This window comes from Streptomyces sp. NPDC087845 (assembly GCF_044742755.1).
Lineage (GTDB): Bacteria > Actinomycetota > Actinomycetes > Streptomycetales > Streptomycetaceae > Streptomyces.
The window spans coordinates 42,319-56,357 of the sequence record NZ_JBIUVC010000020.1 but is presented as its reverse complement, the minus strand read 5'-3'; the positions used below and the strand labels follow the sequence as shown (position 1 = coordinate 56,357).

Sequence of the window (14,039 nt, the reverse complement as noted above, 5' to 3'; positions counted from 1 at the left end):
CGTGGTCACCGTACTGCTCCGCCTGACCGGCCCGATGCAGTCATACGGGACCGCATCACACTGGGAAGAGCGTGCCACCCGCTCACGCCCCACCAAAAGCGCGGTCGTCGGCCTGGTCGCCAATGCCCTCGGACTCAGCAGTGACGCACCTCTGCACGACCTGACCCAGATGGTCTTCGCCGTCCGCGCCGACCGGCCCGGCCGGCAGATGATCGACGAGCAAACCGCCGGCGGCGGACGCTTCCCCACAACCGGCCCAACACCCGCGAACCCGGACCACTGGTACGGCGCACCGCGCGACCCAGATCTGAGCCCCGAGGGAACACTCCGGGCCTCACGGAAGAAGGGCAGCCGCGACCCGGTCCTGATCACCAAGCACTACCTCGAAGACGCAGCTTTCCTCGCCGGGCTGAGCACCGAAAACGCGCAGCTCGCGCACACCATCGACGGTGCGCTGCGTCAACCAGCACGGCTACTGTTCCTGGGCCGGCACTGCTGCCCACCCGCCCGTGCCGTCGCCCACGGCACGACCCCGTATGGGCCCGATCAGTGGCCCAGCCACGTCAGTCTGCTGCCCGAAGCAACCGTCACCCGACCCACCGTATGGACCGAAGTGCCGCCCACCACCGGCGCCTTCCCAAGCTCCGAGAATCCCGTGAGCTTCACCGCCCGCCATCACACCACCCTGTTCCTGCGAACCTCGACCATGCCCCCTGCCCCGGAGCTCCCGCAATGACACCCCGCCCTGCGGCCATCTTCACCACGGTCCGATCGGCACTCACACTCTCCCCACCCGAACAGACTGTGTGCGACAACGTGCACCGCCTTCATTCGCTGGTTCTCTCCGGGTTCAGCAACCAGACCCCCGATGCAGCCGAACCAGCGCCCCGCCCAGCGCACGTGCTGTACGCCGCCCGGCGCGGCATACCCCAGCCCGACCGTGCCCGAATTCTCACGGCTGCACCGCCCGAAAAGATCCTGGTCCAGGCGCCTTCCCACCCGAACTGGCAGCCGCTCCTTGCCGCCGGACGCCTCATCAGGGCAGACGTCTTCCCTGTCGAGCATCACGTCACCGCCGGCGACATCATCGACATACAGGTGATCGCCAACCCCGTCAGGAGAGACCTCCTCACCAGGAAGCGCCTCAGTCTGCCCGCGCCGGACGAGGCCGCACGCTGGTTGCATCGCCATCTGGTACGCAGCGGCCTGGAGCCACTCCACGACATCGTTCCCGGCGAGCGTGTGTGCATGACCGGGACGCGCACGAGGACCGGGGACAGAATCACCGCGTTCTACAGGGAAATGACAGCCCGTAGCCGGGTTCTCGACCCTGAACTCCTTGTGCATGCCCTGGCACAGGGCGTCGGGCAGGCCAAGGCCTACGGCTGTGGTCTGCTGCGCATTCACCATGTCCGGTGAAACCCAACACCCAGAAACCCAGGGCGTACAATCTTCCTGTGAGACTCCCATTCTCATCTCCTCACATTGGTGAGGCTGTACCACGTGCTGGGAGCTCAAGGCCGCTCTGCGCTCGAACCTCCCCACGCTGGTGGGGCCGCAGTGATCTCCAAGAAGAAGCGCAGGCCACCCTCTCCTCATATCCGTGAGGATGCACCGTTCTGAGGGAGTTCAGGACCGGCCTTACGTCGCCTTCCCCACACTGGTGGGGCCGCAGTGCCCTTCGACGCCTCCCCGCTGCCTGTCCGGGTCGGCACGCCCGTGCGCGCAGGCCCGGCCCCCGTTCTCTAGCAGCTTGCCCGTCTCCCGGACCGGCTGACGGACGGACCTCGGCCTCAGCCTCAGCCTCGGCGCAGTGGTGCGCTGTGAGGGTCTCCCACGAGACTTTCACCAACTCACCTTACACGGTCGGCCACCGCCACACAAGGCTGCCCCTATGCGGACTCGGTAAGGACACCGCCGACTTCACCAGCCACATCCGCCTCTCACCGATCCCGAACCCAACAAGAGACCGGACCTCATGCAGAACACGACCACGCCCATCCCACTGAGCTCACAACTCGCCACCCAGCACTCGCACACGCCAGAGGCGGCCCCAGAGCTCGTCGCCTATCTGGCCACGCATCCGGGGCCTCTGGCCGCGGCCGACGCCATCGTCCGCGCCACCGACGGGCGCATGCTCATTCTCGACCCGCCATACAAAGCAGGATGGGACCTGCCTGGCGGGATGAACGACGACGAGGATCCGGAGGATGGCCTGCTGCGCGAACTCTTTGAAGAGCTCGGGGTGACGGGCGTGCCGCTCGGCCGCCTCCTGGCCGTGGACACGACTCCGGCCTCGGTCTACGGCCGGCCGCTGATCACCTTCATCTACCAGTTCACGCTGCCTGGGAACGTACGGACGACGGACGATCTTGCGCTTCAGACTGGCGAGATCGATGGTGCTGCCCTTGTCGCGGACGAGGAGGCCCTCGCTCGGTTTCCCGAGCGCCTGCGAAGGCGCGTGGAAGCGGCCCTGGCCGCGGAAGCCGGCACCTACATCGCCTATCTGCGCGATGGGCGCCGGACCACTCCGTGTCGATGAGTCAGCTCAGACTCCAGCCGATGGCCTCCTCGAAAAGAGATTCAGAGATGACGGCCGACCTCGTTCTGCCCCGCGGTGAGCCTGGGCCAATACCAGGACGCAAGTGGCCCCGACCTGTCAGGATCGCCAATATGACGACCACACCACCTTCGAGGAGCGGCAGCTCCTGGGGTGACTTGCTCCGCGAGGGCACCAGTCCCGTGCAACAGAGCTTCCTGGATCTGGTCAAGAACACCACCAACTACGCGGGCTATTCCCCGGGGGTCGTCTGGGGGAACCTGCAGACCCCGGAGTACGCCGCAGCTATGCTGCGGCTCGTCGTTGACTTCCACGGCATTCCCGACGACATCGAGGCGGGTGTCGCCGCCCGGACTGCACGGGCGCAGTACATCGGGCAGGAAGGCCGCACTTGCCACGTCCTGCTCGGCGAGCAGGCACTGTTCACGAACATCGGCGGCGCCGACGTGATGCGGGGACAACTTCGCCGGCTGATTGATGCCACCACCCTGCCGGGCCTCACTCTTGGGATCATCCCGGCCCGCGCCCGCCTCCTCGTGTACCCGGGAGACAGCTTCTCGATCTACGACGACCGGAGGGTGGAGGTGGAGGGATTCCGAGGCGGCGAGACAATCACGGCCCCGGAGCGGCTCGTCGTGTTCCGAAAGGCGTTCAGCCTTCTCCAGCAGTCTGCCGTCTACGGACAGCCCGCTCGCGGAGGAAGTTCCAGCCGGGCTCGCCCGCGAACTCAAGGAGGAACTCAGCCTCGACCTTGCCGGCATCCCTGACCAACCCCAGCTGCGCTGGGTGCAGGACCAGACCACCACACGGCCGGGCAGCAATGAGCCCTTCCGCCGCCTCCACCTCATCCACGTCCTGTCCATCCCCCGCCATGTCCGCGACTCGCTCACCACTACCGAGCAGGACGCCGAGGACGCCACCCGCGTGGTGTGGATCCCCCTGGCGCAAGCAGCTGCCTACCACCTCTACCCCGCCGTCGGGCAAGCGCTCAGCCAGCTCGCCAGGCCCACTCCCACACCATGCGCGGTAATGCTCCCTTCAATCACCGACCGGACGTACAGCTGGCGGTGATGGTTTCGCAACGGGGCAGTGATTGGCGCTTCCCCAGGACTTGGACACTCGGTGTCACCACCCCAGTCGACCGCGGCCTCGCCGTCGACTGGGTGTCGGCCGACGCCACAGGAGATCCCGCCTCCATGTGTTTCCCCGAAGAGACCGTTTTCGTCGACGACGGCGGCACCTGGGACGACGCCCAGATCCAGAGCATCCGGTAGCGAGGCAGACGCATGGTCTTGTCGATGCGGCCGTACCCAGCGAACGCCTGACGCAGCAGGGTCGGGCTTCCGTCGTCATGGAGTCCATGGTTGCGCGGCACTGACAGTCGGGCCGGGCCGAGGCCAGAAACGGAGCTCCTGCGCCCCATCACGATGGAGCGCAGGGGGCAGGGGAACGGCTGTGGCGCGTAGGTCACGCGATCGTCTCCGACGGCAACGAGCGGGCACGGTGAAAGACAGTTTCAAGCCGCTCCCGCAGGCTGTCGTTGGTGACCAGCTTCAAGGCGCGGGCGAAGTCGTCCTGGGCGCGGGCCAGGTGCGTGTGCTGTCGGCGCGCGTGGTCGGCGAGCACGGTGTGGCCGGGCCCGGAGGCTGCGGGGAGGGCGCGGGCGGCGTAGATCAGGGTGAGGGGGAAGGCAAAGCAGGCGTGGAGGAACCCGAACGCGGGCCGTTCGGTCCCGCGCCACGGGGAGAAGTACGTATCGTCCTCGGGGATGGTGACCTGGAGTGTGGCGAGGGCGTCGTTGAGCCAATTGTGGGCGGCTTCGTGCACGAGGTCGCGGCCCAGGATCGCCGCGTCGCCGGTGTGGTCGGTGAAGACCGTCGCCGGGAGCCGGGTGATGGCGAAGCTGCGAAGGATCTGGTCGGGGCGGCGTCGGCCGGTCAGGCAGATCACTGCGGCGTGCTCATGGACGAGGCCGTCGAGGCCGGCATCGGTGATGTGGGCGAACGCGTCGTCGACCAGCGTGGTGAGCGGTTCGGAGGCGAGGGTCGTGTCGGCGCTGAGGACGTAGTACGGGGTCTCGGAGTGCAGGCCGTGGATCATCTCGTCCTGCTGCGGGGCGATCACGATGCGTGGGCCGAGGCGGGAGGGGTGGATCAGGCGCGAGAAGGCGCGTTCGGCAGTGTTCCGGTACCAGTCCAGGACCGTCGTGTCTCGGCCGCGGGCCGCGGTTTCGGCGCCTTCGAGCCGGTGGTGGGCGAGGGCGTAAGCCAGGGGCAGCGCCTCGTCGTTACTCGGGGTCGGGGTGTGGCCGGGGTGGAGGAGCGTTAGGGCTGCGGTGGTCCGCTCGCGTCGGTGGGCGAGGATCGTGTCCAGGTGCAGGGCTGCGGCGATGTCGCTCATCTCGGAGAGACTCCTTGGCTTCGGCAGCCCCGGCGCCGGGCCCAAGGGGCGCCGGCACCGGGTCTGTGCGGGGGTGCGTTGTTCGGCAGGCCGGGTCAGCTGGCGCTGTCCGTCGGCGTAGCCGGGGTCACCTGTGCGTCGGGGTCTGGGGCGGTCCAGGCGTCCGCGGAGACGCTGGAGGTGTGCGCGGTGAGGCGCACGGTCCCGTCGTCGCGCAGCTTCGCCACTGCGGCAAGGAACTCGCCGCACGTGTCGGTTGTCGTCATTTCTCCTCCAGTAGGGTCAAGGGCTGGTCGGGATGAGCCGCGTGTGCGGGGCGGGCCTCGGATGGGCGGGATCATGGCTGACTCGTCAGGTCTCGCTGATCAGCCAGCTGATGAACTTGCGTTCGCGACCGGTACGGACCGGCTCGGTGCCGTGGGTGAGCTGCGAGCCGTACAGCAGCGCGGTGCCGGGGCCGGGCGCGACGTTCCAGCGGGTGCGCGGCATGGCGCGGAACCAGTCGGCGGAGTGGTCGGCGCCGTCGTGGGCGAACGCCATCGCCGGGTGGTAGCCGTCGCTGGGCGTGTGATCGCTCCACAGGGCGGGGTGTGAGGTGGTCTCGACGAAAAACTCTCCGCCGTCCTCGGCGGGTTGGAGGATGACGCTGATGCCGGCGAGCTGGCGGGTCCGGTCGCTGGGGTGCGGAGCAATGCCGTCGACGTGCGGGGTGATGTGCTGTCCGGGTCCGTACTCTACGTACATCCACTCGCGGCATGCGGTCAGCGCGGGCAGCACACGCCGCAAGGCAGGAAGGGCCCGCTCGACGGCTTGGTCAAGGATCTTGGTGGCAGCCTCGGGCGGGGGGTGGATTTCGAGGCGTCCGACGGGCTCGTACACGGCCATGGCCTGCTCGTTGGTGTGGCCGGGGATGGAGTGGAGCGTGGTGGCGCGCTCGGTGTCGAAGCGGCGGATGCCGTCGTCGCCGAGGACGTCATCCATCACCATGGTGAGGGTGGCGACCTCGTCGGGGGTGAGGAAGTTCTCGATGCTGGAGACGGTGAGCGTCTCCGCTATATGGATCATCGTGCCTCCCAGCTGGTGTGGGACGGGCGGAGCGCGCAGGCGCATCCGGTGACGGGATCGGTGTGGCGGGCGACGTGGGCCAGGGTGCGGACGGCCTGGTCGAGGCCGGTGAAGTAGTCGGGCCAGCCGGAGCCGGGGGCTGGGGTGAGGGAGAGGTTGAGGACAGGGTGCCGACGCCCGCTCTTGTTGCTGGTCAGGTCGGTGCGCGTGAGCTGCGCGGTGACGGCTGCGGGCAGGTAGCCGTCGGCGGCGGCGACCACGTGGCACAGCCGGGCGGCGAGCGCGGCGTACTCGGCGCGGTTGCGGGGCAGCACGCCGACGCGGAAGACGGAGGGGTCCGAGCCGGTGCCGGTGTGGGGGTGGCCTTGGCAGGAGTCGTAGGTGACGGCATGCCAGCTGCGGGTGATCGTGTCGACCAGGGGCCACACCCGGTCCTCGATGCCCTCGCGCCAACGGGGGTGGTGCGGGTCGAGATCGTCGGCTTCGTGCATGCCGGGCAGGCCGACGGCGTTGATGTTGCCGTGGTCGCTGACGTGCAGCCGGGCCGGGGAGCGGGGCGCGGCCGGGTCGTCCCAGCGGGCGAGGAAGGCGTCGATGTCGGCCATGGTGTTCGGGACGGTGGGCCGCCAGTGGGCCCGGCGGCAGTGGGCGCCGGCGGGGTGGTCGGGGGCGGCGAGCAGGTGGGCCATGCCGTCGATGAGGCGGGCTCGGTGGTCGCAGTACGCGTCGTCGCTGCCGGTGGCCTGGTGCATGCGCCAGCGGGTCGCGGTGCATCCGCCGCCGCAGACCGTCCGGTACGGGCACGAGGAGCACTTGGTCATCAGCTGGCGGCCGGCGGCGAGCAGCGGGTTGGTGTGCTGGGCGGCGGTGATGTCCGCCTCGCCACGGGCGGTGGCGAGCGGCATGAGCAGGGCCTGGGGCCAGGGCAGTTCGTCGCAGGAACCGAAGCGGCCGTCGGGGTAGGCGGTGAAGACGTGGGAACACTTGTGCGCGGCGAAGTGGCAGTGGGCGGTGCCCAGGCCCTTGAGGCGGCGGATCGTGGCGACGGCCGGATCGAGTTTGATCCGGTGGAAGTAGCCGGCGGCGATCCAGCGGGCAGCCGCGTCGAGGACGAACTCGGCGTACTGCGCGGGGGTGATCGCCCACGCCGGCCCGTCGGTGCCGACGGCCTGGGCCTGGAGGCGGCGGCTGGGGCTCGTGCGCCGTCCGGTCGCCTTGAGCGGGCGGGTGACGCTGGTGTCGAAGGCCGGCAGAAGGTGGAGGGCGCGCACCGCGGAGAAGGCGGCGATGTGGTCGATGACCTCGCGGGCGCGGCCGAGGACGGCGGGGGTGACCACGGTGACGATGCCGCAGGTGCGTTCGCGTTCGGCGAGCAGGTTCAGGGCGTTGACGATGTGCGGGTAGATGGGCTGGGCGTCGTAGCCGACGCGCCAGGAGTTGCCCTGTTCATCGCCGTCCATGGAGATGCCGATGTGCAGGCTCGGGTAGTGGGCGTCGAACAGGTCAAGCCACTCGGCGTCCAGCCGTACGCCGTTGGTCTGCAGGTGGACCTGGTGCACGGTGTGCTGGGCGGCGAGTTCGTCGAGGAGGTCGGCCATGGCGGGTTTGCCGATGGTCAAGGGGTCGCCGCCGTGCAGTTCGATGGCCAGGGGCCGCTCGCCGAAGATCGCGCCGAGGCGGCGTATGTGTTCGGGGGTGATCTGGGCGCCTCCGGGGGCGAGTTTGCGTTTCTCGAAGCAGTACAGGCAGTCGATGTCGCAGGTCTCGCCGCGGAGTTTCAGGACGACGGAGACGGCGGCGGTGTGGTCGGTGTCCTCCAGGGGCCGCCACACCTCGGCGCCGACGGTTGTGGTGGGGGTGGTGAGGGTGCTGGTCATCGGGACCTCCCCGATCGCAGGGGCGGGTGGGTTCAGGTGCGGACGCGCTGGGCGGCAGAGTGCTGCCAGGCGAGCATCTGTCCGTCGGAGAGCGGGAGGCGGGCATCGCCCCGGCGCAGGAACCAGCCGTCGCCATAGCGCTGCGGCAGCCAGCCGAAGCCGCTCAGCCCCTCCGGCAGCGCCTCGTCCGCGGTTCCCTCAAGCGGCCAGAGCGTCAAGAGGGCTTCGGCCAGGCGAAGTTGCACGGGTGTGAACCAGGGGCTGTGTGCGGCGGCGCTGGGCCAGTGGGGCGCGGGCAGGACCGCAACGGGCACGGCGGCCCGTTGGTCGTCGGTTTCGTCGGTGCGGGCGAGGAGGCTGGGCAGCCACTTCTCGCCGAGCAGCGGGGCGCCGGCGGCGACGGTTTCGGCCTGGGCGACGATGCGGGCGAGCTGGTCCCACACGAGGTCGGCGTGCGGGTACAAGCCTGCCTGGGCCAGTCCGAGCAGGTCCTCGGCCAGGCTCGCCGCCGCCTCCAGCCGGTCGGCCAGGGCCCACTGCTGATATGTGGTCCGCTGGATGGGTGTGAGGACGGCGTCCGGCGTGCCGGTCAGCGGGCGCGCAGTGCGCAGCAGGGTGAGGTCGGGCAGCGCGGCGCGTACCCGGCGGAAGGTCTCCACGTCGTCGCGGGTCACGGTGAAGTCGTCGAGCAGTGTGCGCCAGTTGTTCACGGTGTCGGCGGTCACCGCCCGGATGTCGATCCGAATGCCGCGCAGCAGACGGGAGGGCAGGGTAGGCCCTGGTCCGGCGGGGTGAACGAGGAGCAGGTCGACGTCGCTCTGTGTGTGGGCGAGGCGTTCGGCGAGCGCGCCCACCAGCCAGATATCCGCGCCGCGGTGTTCGCCGGCGAGGTCGGTGGCGGCCTGTTCGGCAGCCTGAAGGTGCTCATCGAGCCACGGCGTGGTGAGGGAGGTCATCGGGGCGTACTCCTTTCGGTGCTCTTCAGGGCACGGGCAGCGGTCTGGGCGACCCACTCGTCGAGGCGGGCACGGACGTCGAGGCGCTGGGCGCCGATGTGCGGGGTGGCCAGCAGGTTCACCGGCTCGGGCGGCAGGTCGTCGGGCCACAGGGGAAGATCGGTCGCCTCGACTGGGTCGATGGCGAGCCCGCCGAGGTGGCCGCGGACGAGCGCGGTCAGGCAGGCCCGCCGGTCCAAGGTGGCCAGTCGTCCGACGCAGATCAGCAGCGGGCGGCGCGGGCGGGCCGTGGACAGGAAGCGCGGGCCGACGGTGTGCCAGGTGTCGCGGGTCAGGGGCAGGGCCACCACATGCGCGTCCGCCCAGGCCGGCAGCGCCTCCGGCGGTTTGGAGGGCAGGTGCTCGGGGAGGCTGGGCCAGGCCGCGTAGGCGACCTCAGCGACGTACGGGCCCAGCAGGTCGCCGCAGGCGCGTCCGACCGGCCCCGCGCCCCAGATCGCCAGTCGCATTGCCGAGACGGGTGGACCAAGGCATTCCTGTTTTCGGTGCTGTCCGGCCGTGAGCGCGGCGTGCCCGTACGGGATACGGCGGGCGAGCGACAGCAGGGCCGCCAGTGCCCATTCGGCGACCGCTCCGGCGGCCGGGTGCGGGTTGCGGTGCAGGTCGATGCCTCGGGCGGTGAGTGCTTCCCTGTCGATGCCGTCGAGGCCGGATCCGGCCCGGATGACGTGCCGCAGCCGCGGCCATTGTTCAAGGCGAGCGGCGTCGAGCTGTTGCCCGGAGCGCAGTACCAACACTTCGGCTCGGCCCGCCAGTGCGGCGTCGCTCGCGTCGAGGCCGGCGACCTCGCGGACCGTGCAGCCGGGCAGGCGCTCGCGAAGCAGGGTCATGTTGGCCGCGCCGTGGACACTCACCATCAGGGGCATCCGGCTCACCGTCCTAAGGGGGCGGTGTAGCGGCCGAAGGCCAGGTCGCCGGCACCGGTGATTACCTGCAGCGGGGATGGGGTGTGGAAGTAGTCCTCGCAGGCCGCCTTGACGCCGGGCAGCCCGTTCCATGCCTTCGGGTTGGCCTCAAGGTCGGCGTAGTCGTCGACGATCAGCGTGCCGTCGGGAGCCATTCGCGGGACGCACGCGGTCAGGCAGGTGTGGATGGAGTCGTAGTAGTCGCCGTCCAGGTAGGCGAAGGCGATCTGTTCGGGGAGCTGGGAGGGGAGGGTGTCGGCGAACCAGCCGGGGTGGATCACCGGTGGGGTGCGGCCCCAGCGGTCGTGCAGGGCCAGAACCTGCTCCGGCTCGGCGCGCAGATAGCCGGCCTCGAACAGGTCCGGGTCCCTCTCGCCGCGCTCGGGCAGCCCCTGAAAGGAGTCATAGACGTGGACGGGCCGCTGCCCCTGCCCGGTGGCATCGAGCACGGCGCGCATCCACAGCGCCATGGCGCCCTGGTAGCAGCCGAGTTCGACGATGGTGCCCGGCACCGCGCGGGTGGCGAGGTGTTCGAGTTCGGTGCGGATGGCGGGCAGCCGGTCGGTGTCGACGGTGTCGCCGTGGTTCTCGAGGAGCCAGTCCTGCAGTTCGGTCAGGTCCAGGGCGGTGGTGGAGGGGCGGCTGTGCATGGTCACCACCGGTCCACGAGGACGTCGCGGTCGGCCGGATCCCCGGCGAGCGCGTCGAGGAGCTGCTGGTTGACCCGGGGCAGCAGGTACTTGTCGCCGAACTCGTCCAGTGGTACCCACTCGAAGCCGACCTGGATCGGGTCGGGCGGGTCGGACTTGCGGGGCTCTGTGCTCTCGTCAAGGAGTTCGGCAAGGAAGTTGTGCTGGGTCTTGTGGACGGTGCCGAACTCGTCGGCGTACTGCTCGGGGACGTACTCCACGACGAACAGCAGTCGCGAGGCGCGCACCCGCAGGCCGGTCTCCTCCTTCACCTTGCGGGCGACCGCGTCGCGCAGCGGTTCCCCCGCGATGGCCTTGCCGCCGGGCAGGTTGTAGTGGAAGCCGGAGTCGTCGTTGTACGACATCAGCAGGATGCGGCCCTGGTGGACGATCGCGGCCTTGACCGACACGCTGATGCGGGGCAGAGGCGTCATGGCGCGGTGCTTCCCTTCCCTCGTCGAGCCCGCCGGGGCTGGGCGCCCGGCGGATTGTGATGGTGCGGGGCTGGGGCAGAGCGGGGTGGTGCGGGAGCTGCCGGTCAGAGGCAGGCGCGGGCGGCCGGGTCGGCGACCTGGAGGAGGTCCGTGACGTCGCTGAGCGGAGTGCCGCCGGCCGTGAAGGAGCCAGTGGCGTGGAAGGACGCGGCGGCCTCGCGCATCGCGGCGAGCGCGGCACGCGAGAGCTGGTTGGCGTAGATAGCCAGGGCGAATCCGGCTTCGCCGAGCCGGTCGGGGCCCAGTTGCGGGAAAGCAGTGGGCACCGTCACCAGCGGCACTGTGCCCGCCCAGGCGGCGGCCGTGGCCAGAGCCTGTTCGCCGCTGGGGTCCTTAGAGTGGATCAGGACGGCGTCCGCGCCGACCGCCGCGTACGACTGGGCCCGCTCAAGTGCCTCGGACAGGTCCGCACCGCAGATCAGCGCCTCGGTGCGGGCGATGAGCACCACCCGGTCCCCGACGACCGCGCGCATCGCAGTCAACTGCTCGTGCATCAAGCCGGGTTGGGTGAGTTTCTGGCTGCGGTGCAGGGCGAAGGAGTTGGTCTTGGGATAGGCGCTGTCCTCCAGGCACAGGGCGGCGGCCCCTGCATGGGCCAGGTCGTCCGCGAACCGGCGAGCGGTCGCGATCGACCCGCCGGCGTTGTCGACATCGGCGATGACCGGCAGGGGCGCGGTGCGGGCCAGGGCGCGCACGGTGTCGGCCAGGTCCCGCGGGCCGAGGACGTTCTCGTCCGGCAGGCCTAGGGCCGTGGAGACTTCCAGGCCCGACACCCACAGGGCGTCGAACCCGGACTCCACGGCGACCCGGGCGGCCACGGCGCTCGCGGCCCCGACGGCGCGCAGCGGGCGCCGGGCGCGGGCGGCTTGGGCGAGACATCCGGCCAGCGGGACTATGCCCGCATCCGTGTGGGTGCTCACGCATTTGCTCCTTGGAGGTTAGGCAGCAGGCGGTACTGGTCGAGGGCCTGCCAGGCGGTGTGCAAGACCGTGGCACGGTCCTGCGCGGCGTTGATGCGGACCACCGGGCCCAGGCCGGGGAAGGCAGCGGGAGCGTCGGTGACCGCCTGGTACACCTCCCTCACCCGGGCCTGGACGTCGAGGACGTCCCAGTCCGGGCGGGTGGCGTCCCCCTCGCGGGCGGCAGCCCGCTCCATGGCGGCCTCGGGCGTGATGTCGAGTACGAGCGTGAGGTCGGGGACGACGCCGAGGTGCTCGGTCAGCACCGGGTACGTCTCCTTGGGGGTGCGGTCGTGCTTGACGGCGAAGAAGGCGAGTTCGGACAACAGCCACCTGTCGGCGATGACCGGCCGCACCGGCAGCGACGGCACCACCAGGCGCGTGGCCGTGGCCTGCTTGTCTGCGGCGAGCGCGGCCAGGTAGCGGTACTGGTTGTCGGCGGTGGGCCGGTACTTGCCCTCAACCAGGTCCAGGGCGACGCCGGAGTCGAGGAAGTTGGTGGTCAGCGCCGCGAGCGGGGTGACGCGGTACAGGCCCTCGAAGAGCCGGAAGATCCCTTTACGCAGGGTGGTTTTACCGGTGCCGTCCAGGCCCTCGACGACGATGAAGGGGTAGCGGTTCATGGGCTATTCCACCTGCCCCGCGCCGGTGCCGCCGGCGTACTTGGTGAACCGGCCGCGCCACGGGATCGACGTGGCCACCAGGTCGGCCAGCCGCAGCTCGCCCAGTTCGTCGAGGAGCGCGGGCAGCGTGGGCTCGGCGACGATCCCCTCGGTGACCGCACGGCAATAGGCGAGGCGAGCCGCCTCGTCCGCGCCGCCGTTGAGGCGCAGCTGGTGGGCCAGGATCCGCTGGGCGGTGCCGAGTGCGACGATGCGGGTGGCCGCGCGCAAGGTGTCCAGGCTGATCGTGTCGTTCACGGGCGTGAGGCGGGTGTGGTGGACGCCGAGGTGGCGGATTGCGGCGAAGGCCCCGACCCACCAGGCCGAGGCGGCGCTGACGGAGTTCACAGCCGCTCGGAGTGTTTCGTCCCGTACGTCGTCGAGCAGCAGGTCCCCGACTTCGTCGGCGGCGCCGGCCAACGGGCTCGGCGGGGCGTCGGGGGTACCGTGTGCGGCGGGCAGGCCCACCCAGTGAGCCAGGCCCGCGCGCTCGACCACGGTCTGGGCGTGCGGATCGGTCAGCGGGGCGGGGCACGCGGTCAGTGCGCCGGGAGACGTCTCGGTGGCCGCGGCCCCTTGAGCCGCAGGGGTGCTGAGCTGTTCGCGGAGCTGCGGCAGGTGCAGGGCGAGGCGCTGGACGTGCAGGCCGTCGGCGAGCGCCTCCCACGACTCATACACAGTGGGCGCGGCGTGAGGTGGGGAGGGTGGCACCAGGTCTCCTTCGCGGGATAGGGGTAATGGGTGCGCGTAGATCGGGGCAACGGGCCGGGGCAGGCTACCGGCCCATAGGGGCTGCTCAGGGCCGGTGACGCGCTCGTGCTGTGGCGGGGCCTCCTCGGTCACGGACAGACAGGCCCAGGTCAGCGATCCGTCCCGGTCCGCTCGGCGTCCCCACCGCAGACAGAGGGCCTCGACGAGCAGCAGCCCGCGGCCGTTCTCGGCATCCGGCGCGGGCCGGGCGGCCGTCAGGTGCCGGCACGGGTGCTGGTCGAGGACCTCGATGTAAAGCAGCGAGTAATGGCGCCGGAGACGAAGGCGGATCCGGTCAACGGTGGTGTGCTGCACGGAGTTCGTGAACAGCTCGGAGACGACGAGTTCCGCCGCATCCGCGGCGGCTTCCCCCAGGGACCAGTCGGTTGCCGTCAGACGCAAAAGACTGCGGGCGCGCCCGGTCATCTCCGGTTTCCGGTCCAGCGTTACGTCGCGGGCAGTCTCCAACTGCTGCGCGGAGGGACACGTGGCCGCCACTTCGGGTCGCCGGTGCATGGTGATGCTCACCTCTGCACCGTCGGGCAGGAGATCACGGACGCGGGCATGTGGGGTCCTTCGCATCGTGGGGGTACGAGCGGGCGGCGAGCACAGATTGTCGGCCGACTCCTTCCATGACACCGTCCAGCAGATCCGGTGCCCAG

General features: G+C 70.2%; 17 protein-coding genes. 6 read left to right on the top strand and 11 right to left on the bottom strand.

Going from position 1 to position 14,039, the window contains the following annotated elements:
* The first annotated feature begins 1 nt into the window (after position 1).
* The 6 genes from cas5e to ACIOMQ_RS34960 all read left to right on the top strand — a co-directional run bounded on the left by cas5e (position 2) and on the right by ACIOMQ_RS34960 (position 3,834).
* Positions 2-736: a type I-E CRISPR-associated protein Cas5/CasD gene (gene cas5e / locus ACIOMQ_RS34985; RefSeq protein WP_402191821.1), complete on the top strand. Its 735-nt coding sequence runs from the start codon at positions 2-4 to the stop codon at positions 734-736.
* A 68-nt stretch (positions 737-804) separates the two neighbouring features.
* Positions 805-1,419, top strand: a complete 615-nt coding sequence (locus ACIOMQ_RS34980) for a type I-E CRISPR-associated protein Cas6/Cse3/CasE (protein ID WP_362207738.1) — start codon at positions 805-807, stop codon at positions 1,417-1,419.
* 559 nt (positions 1,420-1,978) lie between these two features.
* Positions 1,979-2,542, top strand: coding sequence for an NUDIX hydrolase (locus ACIOMQ_RS34975; protein WP_362207740.1), 564 nt, complete (start codon positions 1,979-1,981; stop codon positions 2,540-2,542).
* A gap of 176 nt (positions 2,543-2,718) precedes the next feature.
* Entirely contained in the window at positions 2,719-3,327 is a 609-nt protein-coding gene (locus ACIOMQ_RS34970) for a DUF5753 domain-containing protein (RefSeq protein ID WP_402191818.1), read from the top strand.
* 19 nt (positions 3,328-3,346) lie between these two features.
* A complete protein-coding gene (locus tag ACIOMQ_RS34965; protein ID WP_362207746.1) occupies positions 3,347-3,631 on the top strand; it encodes a hypothetical protein in 285 nt (94 codons plus the stop codon).
* Complete coding sequence (locus ACIOMQ_RS34960; protein WP_351072932.1) at positions 3,631-3,834, top strand: hypothetical protein; 204 nt, start codon at positions 3,631-3,633, stop codon at positions 3,832-3,834. The genes ACIOMQ_RS34965 and ACIOMQ_RS34960 overlap by 1 nt, the downstream gene beginning before the upstream one ends.
* A gap of 193 nt (positions 3,835-4,027) precedes the next feature.
* On the opposite strand, the gene ACIOMQ_RS34955 is transcribed toward ACIOMQ_RS34960, so the two are convergent.
* From ACIOMQ_RS34955 to ACIOMQ_RS34905, 11 genes are all read right to left on the bottom strand, one after another.
* Entirely contained in the window at positions 4,028-4,960 is a 933-nt protein-coding gene (locus tag ACIOMQ_RS34955) for an aKG-HExxH-type peptide beta-hydroxylase (RefSeq protein ID WP_351072934.1), read from the bottom strand.
* A gap of 95 nt (positions 4,961-5,055) precedes the next feature.
* On the bottom strand, positions 5,056-5,226 hold the full coding sequence (locus ACIOMQ_RS34950; RefSeq protein ID WP_362207750.1) for a hypothetical protein: 171 nt from the start codon (positions 5,224-5,226) through the stop codon (positions 5,056-5,058).
* Positions 5,227-5,311: 85 nt separating this feature from the next.
* The gene (locus ACIOMQ_RS34945) at positions 5,312-6,025 is read right to left on the bottom strand and encodes a 2OG-Fe(II) oxygenase (protein WP_351072937.1); all 714 of its coding nucleotides are present in this window, start codon (positions 6,023-6,025) and stop codon (positions 5,312-5,314) included.
* Complete coding sequence (locus tag ACIOMQ_RS34940) at positions 6,022-7,902, bottom strand: radical SAM/SPASM domain-containing protein (RefSeq protein WP_362207754.1); 1,881 nt, start codon at positions 7,900-7,902, stop codon at positions 6,022-6,024. The genes ACIOMQ_RS34945 and ACIOMQ_RS34940 overlap by 4 nt, the downstream gene beginning before the upstream one ends.
* A gap of 32 nt (positions 7,903-7,934) precedes the next feature.
* Positions 7,935-8,858: a hypothetical protein gene (locus tag ACIOMQ_RS34935; RefSeq protein WP_362207757.1), complete on the bottom strand. Its 924-nt coding sequence runs from the start codon at positions 8,856-8,858 to the stop codon at positions 7,935-7,937.
* Positions 8,855-9,784, bottom strand: coding sequence for an NAD(P)-dependent oxidoreductase (locus tag ACIOMQ_RS34930; protein ID WP_362207759.1), 930 nt, complete (start codon positions 9,782-9,784; stop codon positions 8,855-8,857). Before ACIOMQ_RS34930 ends, ACIOMQ_RS34935 begins: the two co-directional genes overlap by 4 nt.
* Positions 9,785-9,789: 5 nt before the next feature.
* Positions 9,790-10,473: a TylF/MycF/NovP-related O-methyltransferase gene (locus tag ACIOMQ_RS34925; protein ID WP_362207797.1), complete on the bottom strand. Its 684-nt coding sequence runs from the start codon at positions 10,471-10,473 to the stop codon at positions 9,790-9,792.
* 2 nt (positions 10,474-10,475) lie between these two features.
* Entirely contained in the window at positions 10,476-10,946 is a 471-nt protein-coding gene (locus ACIOMQ_RS34920; protein ID WP_351072942.1) for an NUDIX domain-containing protein, read from the bottom strand.
* Between the two features lie 104 nt (positions 10,947-11,050).
* Entirely contained in the window at positions 11,051-11,926 is an 876-nt protein-coding gene (locus ACIOMQ_RS34915; RefSeq protein WP_351072944.1) for an isocitrate lyase/phosphoenolpyruvate mutase family protein, read from the bottom strand.
* A complete protein-coding gene (locus ACIOMQ_RS34910; RefSeq protein WP_351072946.1) occupies positions 11,923-12,588 on the bottom strand; it encodes a thymidylate kinase in 666 nt (221 codons plus the stop codon). Before ACIOMQ_RS34910 ends, ACIOMQ_RS34915 begins: the two co-directional genes overlap by 4 nt.
* 3 nt (positions 12,589-12,591) lie before the next feature.
* Positions 12,592-13,905, bottom strand: a complete 1,314-nt coding sequence (locus ACIOMQ_RS34905) for an ATP-binding protein (protein ID WP_351072947.1) — start codon at positions 13,903-13,905, stop codon at positions 12,592-12,594.
* Positions 13,906-14,039 lie beyond the last annotated feature (134 nt).

What these genes read in the sequence shown, in the direction of transcription:
- ACIOMQ_RS34910 (WP_351072946.1), bottom strand. Translation starts at nt 12,588, where the DNA reads ATGAACCGCTACCCCTTCATCGTCGTCGAGGGCCTGGACGGCACCGGT.
- ACIOMQ_RS34940 (WP_362207754.1), bottom strand. Translation starts at nt 7,902, where the DNA reads ATGACCAGCACCCTCACCACCCCCACCACAACCGTCGGCGCCGAGGTG.
- ACIOMQ_RS34935 (WP_362207757.1), bottom strand. Translation starts at nt 8,858, where the DNA reads ATGACCTCCCTCACCACGCCGTGGCTCGATGAGCACCTTCAGGCTGCC.
- ACIOMQ_RS34925 (WP_362207797.1), bottom strand. Translation starts at nt 10,473, where the DNA reads ATGCACAGCCGCCCCTCCACCACCGCCCTGGACCTGACCGAACTGCAG.
- ACIOMQ_RS34975 (WP_362207740.1), top strand. Translation starts at nt 1,979, where the DNA reads ATGCAGAACACGACCACGCCCATCCCACTGAGCTCACAACTCGCCACC.
- ACIOMQ_RS34960 (WP_351072932.1), top strand. Translation starts at nt 3,631, where the DNA reads ATGGTTTCGCAACGGGGCAGTGATTGGCGCTTCCCCAGGACTTGGACA.
- ACIOMQ_RS34945 (WP_351072937.1), bottom strand. Translation starts at nt 6,025, where the DNA reads ATGATCCATATAGCGGAGACGCTCACCGTCTCCAGCATCGAGAACTTC.
- ACIOMQ_RS34955 (WP_351072934.1), bottom strand. Translation starts at nt 4,960, where the DNA reads ATGAGCGACATCGCCGCAGCCCTGCACCTGGACACGATCCTCGCCCAC.
- ACIOMQ_RS34930 (WP_362207759.1), bottom strand. Translation starts at nt 9,784, where the DNA reads ATGCCCCTGATGGTGAGTGTCCACGGCGCGGCCAACATGACCCTGCTT.
- ACIOMQ_RS34920 (WP_351072942.1), bottom strand. Translation starts at nt 10,946, where the DNA reads ATGACGCCTCTGCCCCGCATCAGCGTGTCGGTCAAGGCCGCGATCGTC.
- ACIOMQ_RS34950 (WP_362207750.1), bottom strand. Translation starts at nt 5,226, where the DNA reads ATGACGACAACCGACACGTGCGGCGAGTTCCTTGCCGCAGTGGCGAAG.